The sequence below is a fragment of the Mycobacterium sp. NGS27 genome, from assembly GCF_059813005.1.
Genome location: NZ_JCALDT010000005.1, coordinates 522,159 through 540,736 on the forward strand (window position 1 = coordinate 522,159; position 18,578 = coordinate 540,736).

Genomic DNA, 18,578 nt, shown 5'->3' on the forward strand with positions numbered 1-18,578 from the left:
GCGGTGGCGTTGACCTGTGACGGTCGCTCGATCTCATATTGGGAGCTGGACGAGGCCTCGAACCGCTTGGCGCACTTGTTGATTGGGCGAGGCGCGGGTCCGGGGCAGTGCGTGGCGCTGTTGGTGCAGCGCTCGGCCGAGGCGATCGTGGCGATCCTGGCTGTCCTCAAAACCGGGGCGGCATACGTGCCGATCGACCCCGCCCTGCCCGTGGCGCGGATCGAGTTCATGGTGGCCGACGCGAAGCCCGTCGCCGCGCTGACGACGGGGGCGCTTGCGGATCGGCTGGACGGATCCGCAGTGGCGGTCGTCGATGTCGATGATCCGGCTGTGGGACGCGAAGCCGGCACCGGGTTGCCGGCGATGCCGGCCCCGGATGATGTCGCTTACCGGATCTACACCTCGGGGACCACCGGTGTCCCCAAAGGCGTCGCGGTCTCGCACCGCGGCGTCACCGAATTGGTGGCCGCGGTGGAGAGTCGATTGCCGGTGGGTCCACCGCGGGTGTGGTCGCAATGGCATTCGCTGGTCTTCGACGTGTCGGTGTCGGAGATCTTCGGGGCCCTGCTGTACGGCGGGCGGTTGGTCATGGTGCCCGAGGAGGTGGCCGCGTCACCGGATGACTTGCACGCCTTGCTGATTCGCGAACAGGTCACTGTGTTGAGTCAGACACCCTCGGGGGTGGGGGTGATGTCGCCGGAAGGGTTGGAGTCGACGGCGCTGGTGGTCGCCGGTGAGGCCTGCCCGGTGGAGCTGGTGGATCGATGGGCGCCGGGTCGGGTGATGATCAACGCCTATGGCCCCACCGAGGCGACGGTGTACGCCGCGGTCAGCGCGCCGCTGTCGGAGGGCTCGGGGGTGGTGCCCATCGGTTCGCCGGTGGCCGGGGCGGCGTTGTTCGTGCTCGACGCCGGGCTGCGCCGGGTGTCGGCCGGCGTGGTGGGCGAGCTGTACGTGGCCGGTGCCGGCGTGGCCTATGGGTACGTCGGTCGGGCGGGGTTGACGTCATCGCGATTTGTGGCGTGTCCGTTCGCCGGTGAGGGGGCGGCGGGGGAGCGGATGTATCGCACCGGGGATCTGGTGCGGTGGGGCACTGACGGGCAGTTGCAGTATCTGGGTCGTGCCGATGATCAGGTGAAGATCCGCGGGTATCGCATCGAGCTGGGTGAGGTGCAGGCGGTGCTGGCCCGGCTGGACGGGGTGGCGCAGGCGGCGGTGATCGCGCGGGAGGACCGTCCCGGCGACAAGCGGTTGGTCGGCTACATCACCGGTACCGCGGATCCGGCCGATCTTCGTGCCGAGTTGGCCGAGCGACTGCCCGCATACATGGTGCCCGCGGCGGTCGTGGCGCTTGACGCGTTGCCGCTGACGGTCAACGGCAAGCTCGACCGGCGGGCGCTGCCGGCCCCGGAGTATGGCGATGTCGATCATTACCGGGCGCCGGCCACGGCCGTCGAGGAGATCCTGGCCGGAATCTTCGCCCACGTCTTGGGATTGGACCGGGTCGGGGTCGATGAGTCGTTCTTCGATATCGGTGGCGATTCACTGTCGGCGATGCGCGCCATCGCCGCGATCAACACTGCACTGGACGCCGGCCTTGCCGTGCCCATGCTGTTCGAGGCCCCCACGGTGGCCCAGTTGGCGCCCCGCATCGGTGAGGTCGCGAGCCGACTTGCGCCCCTGATTCCGGTGCAGCGGCCCGAGGTGGTGCCGTTGTCGTTCGCGCAGAATCGGTTGTGGTTCATCGACCAGTTGCAGGGCCCTTCGGCGGTGTACAACATGGCGGTGGCGTTGCGGCTGAGCGGACGCCTGAACGCCGAGGCGCTGCGGGCGGCGCTGGCCGATGTGGTAGGCCGCCACGAAAGCCTGCGGACACTGTTCCCGTCGGTGGACGGCGTCCCGCGGCAGCTGGTGATCCCGGTGGCGGAAGCCGACTTTGGTTGGCAGGTCGTGGATGCCACCGGTTGGTCGGCCGGTCGGGTGGAGCAGGCCGTCGCCGCGGTTGTGCGTGATCCGTTCGACCTCACTTCTGAGATCCCTTTGCGGGCAAGGCTTTTGCGCGTCGCCGACGAGGAGCACGTGCTGGTGGCCGTGGTGCATCATATCGCGGCCGACGGCTGGTCGATCTCGCCGATGGTCAGTGATCTGGGGGTGGCCTATGCCGGCCGGTGTGCCGGACGACCCCCGAGTTGGACGCCGCTGCCGGTGCAGTACGTCGATTACACGCTATGGCAGCGCAAACAATTCGGCGATCTCGACGATGGTGACAGTCTGATCGCCGCCCAGCTGACCTACTGGGAAGACCATCTGGCCGGGCTGCCCGAACGGCTCGAGTTGCCCACCGATCGGCCCTATCCGGCGGTGGCCGATTACCGCGGCGCCCGCGCGATGGTGGATTGGCCGGCCGAGTTGCAGCAGCGGGTCGCTGGGCTGGCGGGCGAGCACAAGGCGACCAGTTTCATGGTGATGCAGGCCGCCCTGGCGGTGCTGCTCGCGAAGATGAGCGCCAGTTCCGATGTGGCCGTGGGCTTCCCGATCGCGGGGCGCCGCGACCCCGCACTGGACGAGCTGGTGGGCTGCTTCATCAACACCTTGGTGTTGCGGGTCGATCTGGCAGGCGATCCCACCGTCGCCGAGGTATTGGCTCAGGTGCGCCAGCGCAGCCTGGCCGCCTACGAACACCAGGACGTGCCGTTCGAGGTATTGGTCGAGCGGCTCAATCCCGCCCGAAGCCTGAACCATCATCCGCTGGTGCAAGTGATGTTGGCCTGGCAGAACTTCGCCGGCGACCCCCCGGCGGAATCGGCTTTGGGCGATCTGGACGTAACCTCGCTGCCCGCGGACACCCATACCGCTCGCATGGACCTGACGTTCTCAGTGGGGGAGCGCTGGACCGATGTAGGTGATCCGGCCGGCATCGGCGGAATGGTCGAGTTTCGCACCGACGTGTTCGATGCGGCCAGCATCCAGATATTGATCGAGCGGTTGGGACGGGTGCTGGGCGCCATGACCGCCGACCCGGCGCGGCGGCTTTCCTCGATCGACGTCGTCGACGAGGACGAGCACGTCCGGATCGAGGCTTGGGGTAATCGGGCGGTGCTGGCTGGGCCCGATCCGACTGTGCGGGTGTCGATTCCGGGATTGTTCGCTGCGCAGGTGGCGCGGGCGCCGGGGGCGGTGGCGCTGTCGTTTGAGGGCTCGTCGATGACGTATCGGGAGCTCGACGAGGCGTCTAACCGGTTGGCGCATCTGTTGGTGGACCGGGGTGTTGGTCCGGGTGAGCGGGTGGGGTTGTTGTTGTCGCGGTCGGCGGAGGCGATCGTGGCGATTATGGCGGTGCTCAAGACCGGTGCGGCGTATGTGCCGATCGATCCGGTGGTGCCCGCGGCGCGCATCGAGTTCTTGCTTGGTGATGCCGCGCCGGTTGCGGTGGTCACCACCGGGGAGCTGGCCGAGCGGGTGGACGGCCATGACGTGGCCGTCATCGACGTGGCCGATCCGGGTATCGCGGCCCGGCCCAGCACCGCGTTGCCGGCACCGGCGCCCGAGGACATCGCGTATCTGATCTACACCTCGGGCACGACCGGTGTCCCCAAAGGCGTTGCCGTCACCCACCACAACGTGGTCCAGTTGCTGGCGTCGCTGGAAGCCGGGATGGACATCGACGAGCAGGTGTGGTCGCAGTGGCACTCACTGGCCTTTGACGTCTCGGTGTGTGAGATCTGGGGTGCGCTGCTGCGTGGCGGGCGCCTGGTGGTGATACCTGAGTCCGTGGCGCGTTCCCCGCAAGACTTCCACGCGTTATTGGTGGCTGAACAGGTCAGTGTGTTGAGTCAGACCCCGTCGGCGTTTTACGCCTTACAAACCGCCGATGCGCTCGCGCCCGGCCTGGGGGCTCGCTTGAACTTGCGGGCTGTGCTGTTCGCCGGGGAAGCCCTCGAGCCGCGGCGACTGGGAACGTGGCTAGACCAGCATCCGGGCTCGCCGCGCCTGCTGAATTTGTACGGCACGACCGAGACAACGGTGCATGCCTCGTTTCGGGAGATCGCGCCCGGCGACGTCTACAGTGCGGCCAGCCCCATCGGGGTGCCGTTGGCGCGGCTCGGCTTCTTCGTGCTGGATCGCTGGTTGCGTCCGGTGCCGGTCGGGGTGGTCGGTGAGTTGTATGTGGCCGGCGCCGGGGTCGGTGTCGGCTATGTGGGGCGCGCCGGGCTGAGTGCGTCGCGGTTTGTGGCATGCCCGTTTGCGGGAGAGGGGGCGTCCGGATCGCGGATGTATCGCACCGGAGATCTGGTGTGTTGGGGTCCCGATGGGCAGCTGCGGTACGTGGGGCGTGCCGATGAGCAGGTCAAGGTCCGCGGCTACCGCATCGAGTTGGGTGAAGTGCAGGCGGCGTTGGCCGCCCTGGACGGAGTCGAGCAGGCTGCGGTGCTCGCGCGGGAGGACCGCCCGGGCGATAAGCGTCTGGTGGGATATGTGACCGGCACGGCCGACCCGGCCGAAGTCCGTGCCGCGCTGGCCGAGCGCTTGCCCGTGTACATGGTGCCGGCGGCGGTGGTGGTGGTTGAGGCGTTGCCGTTGACGGCGAACGGGAAATTGGACAAGCGGGCGTTACCCGCACCCGAGTACGCCGCGGGCGATCTGTATCGCGCCCCGTCGACGCCGACCGAGGAAATCTTGGCCGGCATTTACGCCCAAGTGCTAGGGCTGGAGCGGGTTGGCGTCGACGACTCATTTTTCGAACTCGGCGGAGACAGCATCTTGTCGATGCAGGTGGTGGCCAGGGCGCGGGCGACCGGCCTGGTGTTTCGGCCTCGTGATGTGTTCGTCGAGCAGAGTGTGGCGCGATTGGCTCGGGTGGCCGGGTCGGTCGAGGGTGTCGGCGGCCCGGTCGACGAGGGGCTGGGGCCAGTGGTCGCGACGCCGATCATGCGCTGGTTGGCCAACGTGGATGGCCCGGTGGGTCAGTTCAATCAGACGGTGGTGGTGCAGGCCCCGGTGGGGGTTGGCGAGGCGGACGTCGTGGTGCTGATGCAGGCCCTGCTCGACCGGCACGCCATGTTGCGGCTGCGCGCCGTCGACGATGGTGCCCGGAGTTGGACCTTGAGGGTGCCCGAGCCCGGCGAGGTGGATGCCCGGGAGCGCCTGCGGGTGGTCGAGGTGTTGTCGGAGGATGCGTTGGTCGCGGCGCGGTCACGGTTGGATCCCGCTGCCGGGCTGATGCTCAGTGCGGTGTGGGCTGGCTCGACCGGGCAGTTGGCCTTGGTCATTCACCATTTGGCGGTGGACGGGGTCTCGTGGCGGATCCTGTTGGAGGACCTCAATCTGGCGTGGGAACAGCGTCGGGGTGGCCAGCCCATAGCGTTGCCGGCGACGGGCACGTCGTTTGCCCGGTGGTCGGCGTTGCTGGCCGCGCACGCCAGTAGTCCCGCGGTGGTGGATCAAGTCGAGGCGTGGCGGCAGGTGGCGGCGGCCCCGGCGGTGCTTCCGGCGCTGCAGCCCGCGGTGGATACGTTCGCTGCGGCGGGTCATCTGTCGGCGGCCCTGGACGTCGGGACCACCCGGATGCTGTTGGGAGAGGTGCCGACTGCGTTCCACGCCGGGGTGCACGACATTCTGTTGATCGCATTCGGGTTGGCCGTGGCCGAGTTCGCGGCCAGCGCTGGGGGGCCGATCGGCATCGACGTGGAGGGCCATGGTCGCCACGAGGAGCTGGCCGCCGATGTGGATCTGACTCGCACGGTGGGGTGGTTCACCACCAAGTATCCGGTGACGTTGAACGTCGGGGGGTTGGCCTGGGATCGGGTGGTGGCCGGCGATGCGGCGCTGGGTGCGCTGGTCAAAGACGCCAAGGAGCAACTGCGTGCCCTGCCTGACCCGCTGGGCTATGGTCTGCTGCGATATGTGAACCCCGATGTCGAGTTGGGAGGCTCGGACCCGGTGATCGGGTTCAACTATCTGGGACGACTGGGTGCGACGGCCGAGGTGTCCCACGACCCGTGGCGAGTTTGCCAGGATGTCGCATCGGTCACCCGGGCGGCCGCGGCCATACCGATGCCGCTGATGCACACCCTCGAGCTCAACGCCGGCACCCTGGACACCGACTCCGGTCCGCAGCTGCACGCGAATTGGACCTGGGCGCCGTCGGCGGTGGATCGCGAGCACGTCGACCGGCTGGGCCGGTTGTGGTTCGACGCCCTGGCCGGGATCTGCGCGCACGTCCGCACCGGCGGCGGCGGGTTCACGCCGTCCGATTTCGCTCCCGCTCATTTGACCCAGCAGCAGCTCGATGAGTTGCAGCGGGAGCACCATATCGCCGACATCTTGCCGTTGACTCCGTTGCAGCAGGGGTTTTTGTTCCATGCCGGCGCCGGGCTGGGTCCCGATCACGACGTGTATGCGGTGCAACTGGACTTCACGGTGATCGGTGAGCTCGATCCCGATCGGTTGCGCGCCGCGCTGCAAACGGTGGTAACGCGCCATCCCAACCTGGCGGCCCGATTCTCGACCCAAATGGACGAGCCGGTGCAGATCATCCCGGCTGATCCGGTGGTGCCATGGCGGTATATCGAGCCGCATCCCAACGGCATGAGCATTGACGAGCAAGTCCAGGAGATCTGCACCGCTGAGCGCGTCGCGGTGTGCGACCTCGCCGAACAGGCTGCGTTTCGGGCGGTACTGATCCGCACCGCACTAGGCCGGCACCGGTTTGTGCTCACCAATCACCACATCGTGCTCGACGGCTGGTCGCTGCCGATCCTGCTGCAGGAGATCTTCGCCAGCTATTACGGACGCCCGCTGCCCGGGGCCGCACCGTATCGCAGCTTCGTCGCGTGGCTCATCGGGCGGGATCGCGCTGCGGCCCAAGCGGCTTGGCGTGAGGTGCTGGCGGGCCTGGATGCCCCCACCCTGGTGGGTCCGCCAGGTCAGCTGAGCCAGGCGCGGCGATCCGCGGCCTGGTTTGAGGTGCCGGAGGACACGACCCAGGATGTGGGTGAGTTGGCCCGTTCGCGTCACACCACCGTCAACGTCGTGTTGCAGGCGGCATGGGCCCAGATGCTGATGCGGTTGACCGGGCAGCATGACGTGGTCTTCGGTACGGCGGTCTCGGGGCGGCCGCCGGAATTGGCCGGCGCGGAGTCGATGGTGGGGCTGTTGATCAACACGGTGCCGGTGCGGGCGCGAATCACCACGGCAACCACCGCCGCCGACCTGCTGGATCAGCTGCAGGACGCCCACAATTGCACGCTGGAGCACCAGCATCTGGCTTTGTCCGAGATCCACCGCCTCACGGATCACGACCAGCTGTTCGACTCCATGTTCATCTACGAGAACTATCCGGTCGACACCGAGGCGTTGACCGGCGACTACGACCTGACCGTCACCGAAGTCAACACCAGCGAATCCACCCACTACCCGCTCGCGGTTGCCGCCATGCCGGGTCCTCGAATCGGGCTGCGCGTCGAGTACGACGCCGAGGTGTTCGACGGCTCCGGCATCGACGCGCTGTTCGCGCGATTCCACAAGGTGCTTGTCGCCATGACCGCCGAGCCCACCCGGCCGCTGTCGTCTATCGACCTCCTCGACGCCGATGAGCACGCCCGCCTGGACGCGTGGGGCAACCGCGCAGTGTTGGCGCACCTGGCGCCCGCGTCGGTGTCTATTCCGGAGGTGTTTGCCGCGCACGTAGAGCGGGCCCCGGACGCGGTGGCACTGACGTGCGAGGGGCGGCCGATGACGTACCGCCAGCTCGACGAGGCGGCAAACCGACTGGCGCACCTGTTGGCCGATCAGGGCGTGGGTGCCGGTGATGTGGTGGCGCTGCTCCTGCCCCGTTCGGCCGAGGCGATCGTGGCGATCCTGGCGGTGCTCAAGTCCGGTGCGGCTTATCTGCCGATCGACCCCGCAGTACCAACGGCCCGGATCGAGTTCATGGTGGCCGATGCCGCGCCGGTCGCGGCGATCAGCAACGCAGATCTGCGGGCCCGACTGGGCGGGTCCGATTTGCTGGTGATCGACGTCGACGACACCCGCATTCCCGGCTGTCCAGCAACGGGTCTGCCGGGGCCGGCCCCCGACGACATCGCGTACCTCATCTACACCTCGGGCACAACGGGTGTCCCCAAGGGCGTGGCCGTCTCTCACCACAACGCGGTCCAGCTACTCGAGGTGGTGGATGGACACTTGCCGACGCCGGCCGCCTGGGCTCAATGCAAATCCCTGGCTTTCGACGTTTCGGTGTCCGAGATTTTCTTCGCGCTACTGCATGGGGGGCGCGTGGTCGTGGTGCCCGAATCCGTGGCGACCTCACCGGAAGATTTCAAGGCCTTGCTGATCGCCGAGCGCGTTGACGTGTTCACCGAAACCCCTTCCGCTCTCGCGGCGCTCGCACCCGAGGGGTTGGAGTCGCTGGCCGTGATGGTGGCCGGTGAAGCCTGCCCTGCTGAGGTGGTAAACCGGTGGGCGCCGGGGCGGCTGATGGTCAACGCGTACGGCCCGACCGAGACGTCGATGGGCATCACGATGAGCGCCCCGCTGGCGCCGGGGACAGGCGTGGTGCCGATCGGTTCGCCGGTGCTACAAGCGGCGTTGTTTGTGCTCGACGCCTGGTTACGCCCCGTTCCGGCCGGCGTGATAGGGGAGTTGTATGTGGCCGGTGCCGGGGTCTCGTATGGGTACCTGAACCGGGCAGGGTTGAGCGCCTCGCGGTTCGTGGCATGTCCGTTCGCCGGTGCGGGGACTCCGGGAGCGCGCATGTACCGGACCGGGGATCTGGTGTGCTGGGGCCCCGACGGTCAGTTGCGGTACTTCGGTCGTGCCGACGAGCAGGTCAAGATACGGGGCTATCGCATCGAGTTGGGTGATGTCCAAGCGGCATTGGCCGACATCGACGGGGTCGACCGGGCGGTGGTAATCGCTCGCGAGGACCGCCCCGGTGACAAGCGCCTAGTCGGGTACTTCACCGGCACCGCCGATCCGATGACTACGCGCGCCAAGCTGGCCGAGCGGTTGCCGGCCTACATGGTGCCGGTGGCCGTGGTGCCGGTCAGGGCGCTGCCGTTGACGCCCAACGGAAAGCTCGACAGGCGAGCCCTGCCGGTACCCGAATATGTTGTCGCCGAACGCTACCGGGCCCCGGCGAACGCGATCGAGGAGACGCTGGCCGGCATCTTCGCCCAAATCCTCGGGCTGGATCGCGTCGGCGTCGAGGACTCGTTCTTCGATCTGGGTGGTGATTCATTGTTGGCGATGCGCGTGATCGCCACGATCAACAAGACTTTGGATGCCCACCTCGCGGTGCGCACCATATTGGACGCGCCGTCGGTTCGGAGCCTGAGTCGGCAACTGAGCAGCGATGACAGCGCGGCGGAACTGCTGCCGATAGAAGTCCTCAAGAAGGGCACGGGCATCCCGCTGTGCTGCGTCCATGAAGGTCTCGGCCTGAGTTACGCGTATCGGGTATTGGGCGATTACCTCGATTGCCCGATCATCGGAATCAACCAAATTCCGGACAACGGCGAATTTGGCCGGCAATCGATTCGTGACATGGCGAAGGACTATGCCGATCGACTGCAGGCCCTTTATCCAGTGGGGCCTTACAACCTGCTTGGCTGGTCTTTCGGCGGGCCAGTGGCCCATGAACTGGCCGTCGAGCTTCGCCGGCGCGGCTGCGAAGTCCAGCGTTTGATCATGCTGGACCCGGTGCTCGGCGATAGCGGGCCCACGAATACCGTTGCGCCGGAGGAGATTCAGGGTGAGAGTCGCATCTTGGACCTTACGTTGCGATCCAACCGCATCGCTGTTCCCGAACACGCGGAGCCACTCACCTACGAGCGGGCTGAGGAACTGATCCGCCAGCAGGGAAAGGCGGTGGAGTTGATTCTCCCGCCGAGGCAAATCTTCGAGTTCGTGGTTGACAATTACAATTCGAACGGGTCGCACCTGCGACAGCATGTGCCCGGCGTGTTCGATGGCGAAGTGATCATATTTTCGGCCCTGCGAGACGTCGGCAACGAGTCGTCAGACCCGCGAAACTGGAACCCATACGTCGAAGGTGCCATCACGGTGTATCCGGTCGACTGCGGCCACGACGACATGATGGCCGGCGAATCGCTCGCTTTGTACGGGGAACAGCTCAAACTCGCGCTGAAGTCGTGACCCGGCTCCCTCGCGACCGCGTTAGGTGATGTCGCCTGTCAGGTTGAACTCGTCCAGCGTGCGCGCAGCCAACTCGCGCATGGCCAGTTTCGTGTTGTCGGCGCCCGGCTGGTAGGCGCCGACGCTGATGACGATTCTGTCGTGCAGGCGCCAGGACTGCACAGTCATCAGGCCGCCCGTGCGCTCCAGCCACTGTCGCGTCAGGTGTTGAAAACCCAGTCGTCCGGTGACGAACTCGGCGTCGCTGCCATCGAGGCGGCAGACCACCGAGCCAAGGTCACCGAGATTCGAGCACAACACCGGCAGGGCTTCGCTGAGCATCGCGTAGTCCAGCGCGCTCAGCCGTTTCAGGACCCGTTTCGGTATGAACGGGATCAGCGAAGCGACCTGCGAGGACTCTTCGGTGGATGTTTCCCGAAGGGTCACCAGCGCCTGCTTGATCGCGGCGCGCACCTCACGCAGATCTGTCGTCACCCGTGTCGGGTCGACGCTGACACGCGCGAACGACACCGCGTTCGCGCGCATGTCACCCTCGGCCCGGGTGCTGATGGGAAGTTGCACGGTGACGGTGTCGTCACCGGCGCGCCGGCGGCCCACGTGCTCCGCGAATTTCGCCACGAACCCGGCGAGCAGAGTCTTACTGGTTCCGCCGAGCGCGGTCGCGCAGGCATCCCACTCGGCCAGGTCGACCAAGGCCGTGACGGTCGGCACGACGACGACGGGGTCCGCGACGTCGTTGGTGTCGCTTGGCATTGGCGGCCGAGGTTTCTGCGGTTGTGCGGTGTTTTGCCGCTGATTACGGGCCTGCCGTGCCGCCGCGACAAGCGCCCGACCGATCTCAGGCGCCTGCTGCGCCGTTTGGCGGGCATCCTCCACCAGCGCGCGCCGTCGAGTGCGCGAACGTGGCGGTGGATAACCAAAGTCGTGGGTGATGCCCGAAAGGGCCTCGATTCCCGACACGACAAGTCCGAGACCGTCGAGCAGGTAATGGGAAATCACCAGGCTTACCGCGGTGGAGCCATCGGTCAGTGGAAGCACGGCCAGATGCCAACCGGGGCCAGATTCCGGGTCGACGGGGATTTGTGAGCGTTCATCTGCCCAGTCGCTGACGTCGGCGCGTGGGCGGGGGTGCTCCGCGATATCGAGGTCCGTCGGGCCGGGGTCGGACACCCATCGATACCGGGCAAATGGCAGCGGCGAACGCTCGATGCGCCTCCCCAGCAACCCACGACTGAGATTGTGGTGAAAACGCCTCACTCCGTCGAAGTCAAGGGGGTGCTCATAAACCCACAGAACCTGCATGATCTGCTTCGGCCCCGTGACGCGCTGCCCCATGAATAGGGCTTGGTCCACGTAGGCGAGGCGATTGTCCAGGCACGCTTCACCGTTGACTGCGCGGGTGCCTACGGAGGCTCGTGCAGGAAGTATCCGCAGTGGCACTGATCAGCCTTTCCGGTTGTTCAATGTGATCCTGCGAGCTTGTCGCACAGCATTTCCGCCAAGCCGCGTATGGTGCCGATGTCGGCGAGATCGGTGGAATTCATGCGTATTCCCGTTTCGGTCTCGACGCGGGTGCGCAGCTCCAGCGCGCCCAATGAGTCCATGCCGTACTCGGCGAGCGGCCGGTCGACATCCACGTTTCGGCGCAGGGTCAGGCGGACCTGGTCGGAAATCAGTCCCAGCAGCCGGGTGGGCCACTCGTCGAAGGGCAATCCCTTGAGCTCGGCACGCAATCTACTTACGCCCCTTGCGGTTTGGCCAGCGGAGCGGACCGCCTCGAAGAAGGGGGTGTGTTGGGCGAAGGTGGTCGTTGCGGTGCTCATGACCGTATAGCCGGCGTAGGCACGCTCATGACGCAGCAGCGTCTCAAACGCGTAAGCGCAGTCGTCGGCGGTGATGGCGATGTCGACATTTTCGGCGGTGGCGGAGGCGGGCTGACCCCATGGGCCCCACGCGATCGCGGTGGCCGGCAGCCCCTTCGCCCGCCGCCATAAGGTGAAGGCGTCTAGCCAGCTGTGGGCTGCGGCGCAGGCGCCCTGTCCCGGCGAGCCCACCAGAGCGGCTGCCGAGGAGAACGAGCAGAACCAATCCAACGGCTGGCCGGCCGTGGCAAGGTGTAGGTTCCATGCGCCGTAGACCATTGGCGCCCAGCTGCGTTCGATGAGCTCGTCGGTGGTGTCGGTCAGAGCGGCATCATCGGCCACCGTCGCCGCATGCACCACCCCGCGCAACGCAAGGCCGGTGGCCGTCGCCGCCATGACCAAACGCCGAGCCGTAGCTTCCTCGGCGATATCGCCACACTCCACCACAACGTCGGCGCCGATCGCGCGGATGCGCTCAATCTTGTCCAGCGCCTCGGGGGCCGGCTGCGTGAGTGAAGACAACACGATGCGTCCGCAGCCCTCCCCTGAAGCGGGAGAAGCCATTCTCTCGGCCAAGAACAACCCCAGGCTTCCGAGCCCGTCGGTGATGATGTAGGCGCCGTCGTCGCGGAAGACCCGGGCCGCCGCCGGCGGCACCGTCACCCGGATGCGCCCGGTGCGGGGGACTTCTAGCACGAGTTTGCCGGTGTGTCGAGCCTCGCTCATCGCCCGAATCGCGTTGGCGGCCTTCTCTATCGGGTAGGGCGTGCTGTGCGGGATGGGCAGCACACCGTCGGCGCTGAGTCGATACACCTTGTCCAACAACCCGCGCAGCCGGTGCGGGTGGTTCTCGGACATAGCGGCCAGGTCCACGGCGTAGAACGCGAGGTTGCGCCGCAACGGCAGCTGACCCAACCGGAGGTCGCCGAAGCCGCCATGTTTACCGATCTCGATGAATCGTCCGCCGTGCGCGAGCAATTCGACCCCCGCGCGCTGGGCGGCGCCGGTGACCGAGTTGAGCACGATGTCGACTCCATAGCCGCCGGTCTCGCGGCGTATCAGGTCGGCGAAGTCGATGCTTCGTGAGTCGTAAACGTGCTCGATACCCATGTCGCGCAGCAGATCTCGGCGCTGGTCGGTGCCGGCAGTCGCGAAGATCTCGGCTCCCGCCGCGCGGGCGATCGCGATCGCCGCCTGCCCGACACCGCCGGTGCCGGAATGAATCAATATCTTGTCGCCGCTGTCGATGTGGGCGAGATCGTGCAGTCCGTACCAGGCTGTCGCCGTCGCGGTGGTGACTGCGGCCGCCTGCTCGTCAGAAAGGCCGGCCGGCAGAGTAACGGCCGAGCGCGCATCGCACGTCAGGAACGTACCCCACGAGCCGGTGGGACACAGGCCGCCGACATGGTCGCCCGCCTTGTGATCGGCCACGCCCGGCCCGACCGCTGTCACCAGCCCGGCGAAGTCGGTGCCGAGCCGCGCTGGGTGGCCGTCGAGTTCTCGCGGCGCGAGACGACCGGACGCTAACAGGACGTCGGTAAAATCGACGCCGGCCGCGCTGACCGCGACTTCGATCTGTCCGGGCCGGGGCGTAACCCGTTCGCAGGCAACGAGTTCCATCGATTCCAGAGCGCCAGGTGTACGGATCTGCAGGCGCACCCCGTCGCGCTCGTGGTCTGCTACGGTGGTGCGCCGCTCCTCGGGAAGCAGCGGACTGGGTGACAACCGCGCGGTATACCAATCGCCGTTACGCCAAGCGGTTTCGTCCTCCTCGGATCCGCTCTCGAGTTGCCGGGCCAGATGTTCGGCTTCGGCGTCGGGGTCCAGATCGATATGAGTGACCCGCAAGTGGGGGTGTTCCGTGCCGACCACTCGGATCAGACCCCGCAGTCCAGCGTGTTCCAGGTTCGGTTCATCACCGGAAAGCACCGTCTGAGCGGCGCGGGTCACCACATACAGGCGAGACGACTCGCCTGGGAGATCTGGCAGTTCACGGATGATCCGCACCAGATGCTCCACACACTCGCGGCCCAGCTGGGGGTCAACCGAGTCACCGTTCTGCGGTCCCATCAGTACCACTACGCCGGTAAACCCAGTGCCGAGAAGATGTTTCCGAAGCTGTTGGCTGTTCACTGCGTGGTCAGCGTGCGGTGTCCAGGACACGGTGGTGCATTGCGAGCCGTGGCTTTTCAGGGCGTCGGGCAAATCGGTGGCCAGAACGTCTGCGACGGCGGTGGTGCTGATCAGCAGCCAGCTTCCGGGGTGGGCGTATTCGACGTCGGGCAGTTCTCGCTGCCGCCATTGGATGGTCAACAGCCGCTCGGCCAGAACCCGGTCTTTCCTGTCCTTCTCGGAGAGACCGGTTTCCAATCGCAACCCCTCTACGGCGAGCAGGACTGCGCCGTGCTCATCGAGCACCTCGAGATCGGCCTCGATCCCGGAACTGTCGGCTTTCGATACGCGTGTGTAGCAGTAGTGGGCGTTGCGCGCCGAGGCGTAGGCCCGCAGCCGGCGGATGCTGTGTGGCAGCGCCAACACGTTCCCGCCAACCGCCTGCATGGCCGGATGAGCCGCGACCGATTGGAAACAGGCATCCAGCAGTGCGGGGTGCGCGGTGTAATCATGTTGGCCGGAGCGGATTTGACGGGGGAGCGCGACCTCGGCCACGGCGCTGCTACCCGCTTCGTCCGTGTGCACCGCGCCAAGTCCGGTGAACGCCGGACCGTACTGAACGCCCCGCTCGCCCAGGCGCTTGCGCACCTCGTCGCCGTCTTCGCTGCGCGGGTGCGCGGCAAGAAGCGCGGCAATGTCGCGCACGGCGAGGTGGCGTTCATCAGCGGCGTGCAGGACCGCATTGCTGAGCCGGGTTCTCTCGCCGCCCCGGAATGCCTCCACCGCGAACTCGACCGCCCCTGCGGACGACAACGACGCCGAAGCGCCGATCGCGGTCTGCTCATCCAGCGCCAGCGTCCGCCCGAAGTGGATGTCGCGGACTTCCGAAATCTCGCCCAGCACCGTGTGCGCGGCGGCCAGCGCCATCTCGCAGTGGGCCGCCGCCGGAAGCGCAGGGACACACTGGATCTGGTGATCGTCGAGCCACGGCTGGGCGGCGGTGCCGACCTCTCCCTGCCAGACATGACGCTCCGGCTCTTCCGGCAAGCGCACGTGCGCACCCAGCAGCGGGTGGGCCGAGACAGTGCATCCGGCGGCGGTGGCGGAGGATTGGTGATCGTCACGGTCCAACAGCAGCCGGCGGTGCGTCCACGTCGGCAGGGGCGCGTCTACCAGTCGCCCGCCCGGATAAAGCGCGGAGAAGTCGACCGCTGCGCCCGCATTGTGCAGATCCGCCAAGAGGCCGCGCAGCCCGTGCCGCAGCGCTTGCTCGCTTCGCATGCCGGCCAAGGCGGCCACCGAGATGTCGAGGCTTCGAGCGTTCTGTTCGAGATATGTGTCGAGCAGGGAATCCGCCGCCAGCTCGGCGAAAACCCGGTGGCCATCCTGCATCGCGGCCTGGACCGCCGCGGCGAACCGCACCGTGCGCCGCACATTGTCGACCCAGTAGCGGGCATCGCACACCGGCAGCTCGCGAGGGTCGAACTGGCTCGCGGAGTAGATAGGCACTTCTGGCGTTGCCGGTGACAGCTCAGCCAGCGCCTCCGACAGTTCATCGAGGATGGGTTGGACCACCGGGGTATGCCATGCCGCGTCGGTGACGATTTCGCGAGCTGCCACCGTCCGTGATTGCCACGCTTTCACCAGTTCGCGCACCGTCTCGGTTTGGCCGCCGACGATGGTGGACTCGGGTGAAGCCACCACGGAGATCACAACGTCCCTGATCCCACCGGCCATCAACTCGGAAAGCACTTGCTGCGCCGGCATTTCCACCAGGGCCATCGCACCGGAACCGGCGATGCGCGCCATCAGCCGGGAGCTGCGGCAGATGACCCGCACCCCGTCTGCCAGCGACAGCGCGCCCGCGACCACTGCCGCCGCGGTCTCGCCCAGCGAGTGTCCCACCACCGCGCCGGGGCGCGCGCCGTAGGCCTTCAAGGTGGCCGCCAACGCGACCTGCATAGCGAACAGCGTCGGATGCACCCGGTCTACGCCGGTCATCACCTCCGGTGACCTCATCGCTTCGATTACCGAAAAGCCCGACTCCTGCGCGATCAGTGGTTCGACCGCCGCAATAGCGGCAGCAAACGCCGGCTCGTTGGCCAACAGGTCGGCCCCGATGATTGCCGACGGCGACCCGTGACCGGAGAACACCCACACCGGGCCCCGGTCGTCGCGTCCGGCCGCCGCCCGATACGAAGTTTCGCCGTCGGCGATCTGGAGCAGCCCCGCCGCCGCCTCGTCGAGGTTGGCGGCGACGACCGTGGTGCGCACGGGGCGGTGGCCACGACGGCGTGCAAGGGTATACGCCAGATCAGGCAGCGACACCTCGTCATGTGACTGCATCCAGCTGGCCAATCGCCTTGCGGTGCGGCGCAATTCGCTGGACGAGGTGGACGAAAGCGTCAAGAGTAACGGTGGCTGGAGGAGCGATGTCGCTCGTTCGGCCTCTACATCGGGCTCGAAAGTTTGCGGCGCTTGCTCCAAGATCGCGTGGGCGTTAGTACCCGAGAACCCGTAGGCCGATACCGCTGCTCGCCGCGGTTGGAGGTCATCGCTCGGCCACGGCGTATTCGACTTCGGCACGAAGAGCTTTGTGTCGATTTGCGCGAGCTCATCCGGCAGGCGTGAAAAGCGTTGATTCCCGGGTATTGCGCCGTGCCACAGGGCCAGGGCCGCCTTGATCAAGCCGAGCGTTCCCGAAATCGATTGGCTATGTCCGAAATTCGACTTTGCCGAGCCGAGCGCGCAGGGACCGGCAGCGCCGTAAACCTCTGCCAGGCTTGCGAATTCGATCCGATCACCGACCGGGTCGCCGCTGCCGTGCGCCTCGACCATGCCGACGCTGCCGGCCTCCACCCCCGCCGCTGCCAGGGCCGCCCGGTAGGCGGCTACTTGTGCCGGCCGCGACGGTGTGGTGATGGCCGCAGTTCGGCCACCGTTGTTCAGGGACGTGCCGCGCACCACGGCCAAGATTCGGTCCCCGTCACGCAGTGCATCCGGTAACCGCTTGAGCAGCATCATTGCGCTGCCCTCGCCGATGGCGAAACCATCGGCGGCGACGTCGAATGCGTGGCAGCGCCCGGTCGCCGAGAGCACGCCGCCGGCTGATCCGGCGGCGTATCTTCGTGGATCCAGCGTCAGCGAAACGCCGCCCGCCAGCGCCAGATCGCATTCGCTGTCGTGCAGGCTGCGACATGCGAGATGCACCGTGACCAACCCAGACGAGCATGCGGTATCCACCGTTATCGCCTGGCCGCGTAGGTCCATGGCGTAGGCGATTCGTCCGGACGCCATGCTGCGACTGTTACTCAGGAATCCGTACGGGCCCGCCTGAGTGTAGGAATCGGCCGCCACCGAGAGGTAGTCGTCGTGCGACACGCCGACGTAGACGGCGGTCCGCGACCCGGCCAAACTCGCCGGGTTGAGGCCCGCGTGTTCGACTGCCTCCCATGAGGTTTCCAGCAGCAGCCGATGCTGCGGGTCGATCGCGGTCGCCTCACGCTCCTCGATCCCGAAGAACTCGGCATCGAACCCCGCGGCGTCGTCCAGGAACGAGCCCCACTTCGACACCGACCGACCGGGCACCCCGGCCTCGGGGTCGTAATATTCCTCGGCGTCCCAGCGGTCGGCGGGGATCTCGGTGATCAGGTCATCGTCGCGCAGCAACGCTTCCCATAACCGGTCCGGCGAGTCGATTCCCCCTGGAAGTCGGCACGCCACACCGATGATGGCAACCGGGGTGGCAGGCCTGGCCGCGCCGGGCGAACAGCTCAATGACTCCGATCGACGTGCATCATCATCATCGATGGCCCGGAATGCAACCATTCCGCCTCCTTACGGGCAACGACCACCTGGCCTTGCCCCCCTGCTTGACTCAAGACCCGGTCCCCCGATTACCAGCTCCACCACCCACGCCGCTGGATCCTTTACACGTCGGCGATTTCGGTGCCGCCAGCGGCCCACATGGCAGGGCGATGGTATTACGCGCGCCGCCGACGATTTTAAAGAGTTGATAAGATCGTTACCTAACCGTGATATTAGCTGGGCTGTGTTCACGGTCAAGGCTGTGAACGGATCGCGACCCCGTGACCGCGTCCGCCGATCCGGTTGTCATCGACGGTGACGACCCGCCGCTTGGCGACGGGCCTCTCGCACACTCGGCCGCGGGGGATCGGTCCTGCTTAGCGGCTACGCAAGCGTCAATAACCGTGATCTCACTTACCGGCGCTCCGGCGCGGCGGCGGCGACGCTTTGGGTATCGCGCTCTCAGGCCACTCCTCGGCCGTCCGTGCGCGTCCACAACCGCCTCGCGGTGGCGGCAGGGTGTTTGCTCGCGGCGGTTGACGCCCTTACCGGAGCCCTGCCTCGGCGAGCGGCGTGGCTGTCGGTGTGTAGCCCGACGACGCTCCAGCGCCAACGGGTCATCGCAGCACAGTTGGCGCC

At 66.9% G+C, this 18,578-nt stretch carries 2 protein-coding genes and 2 pseudogenes; 2 read left to right on the forward strand and 2 right to left on the reverse strand.

What is annotated here, in order from left to right:
- Window positions 1–3: 3 nt before the first annotated feature.
- Window positions 4–9,339 (forward strand): annotated as a pseudogene (locus tag AC5Y30_RS16885) (amino acid adenylation domain-containing protein); the annotation flags it as partial.
- A gap of 132 nt (window positions 9,340–9,471) precedes the next feature.
- A pseudogene (locus AC5Y30_RS16890) lies at window positions 9,472–10,158 on the forward strand (thioesterase domain-containing protein); the annotation flags it as partial.
- 21 nt (window positions 10,159–10,179) lie between these two features.
- On the opposite strand, the gene AC5Y30_RS16895 reads toward AC5Y30_RS16890, so the two are convergent.
- Both AC5Y30_RS16895 and pks2 read right to left on the reverse strand, forming a co-directional pair.
- On the reverse strand, window positions 10,180–11,532 hold the full coding sequence (locus AC5Y30_RS16895; protein WP_499919850.1) for a hypothetical protein: 1,353 nt from the start codon (window positions 11,530–11,532) through the stop codon (window positions 10,180–10,182).
- An 86-nt stretch (window positions 11,533–11,618) separates the two neighbouring features.
- Window positions 11,619–17,960, reverse strand: a complete 6,342-nt coding sequence (gene pks2, locus AC5Y30_RS16900; RefSeq protein ID WP_499919797.1) for a sulfolipid-1 biosynthesis phthioceranic/hydroxyphthioceranic acid synthase — start codon at window positions 17,958–17,960, stop codon at window positions 11,619–11,621.
- Between the last annotated feature and the right edge of the window lie 618 nt (window positions 17,961–18,578).

What these genes read in the sequence shown, in the direction of transcription:
- pks2 (WP_499919797.1), bottom strand. Translation starts at nt 17,960, where the DNA reads ATGGTTGCATTCCGGGCCATCGATGATGATGATGCACGTCGATCGGAG.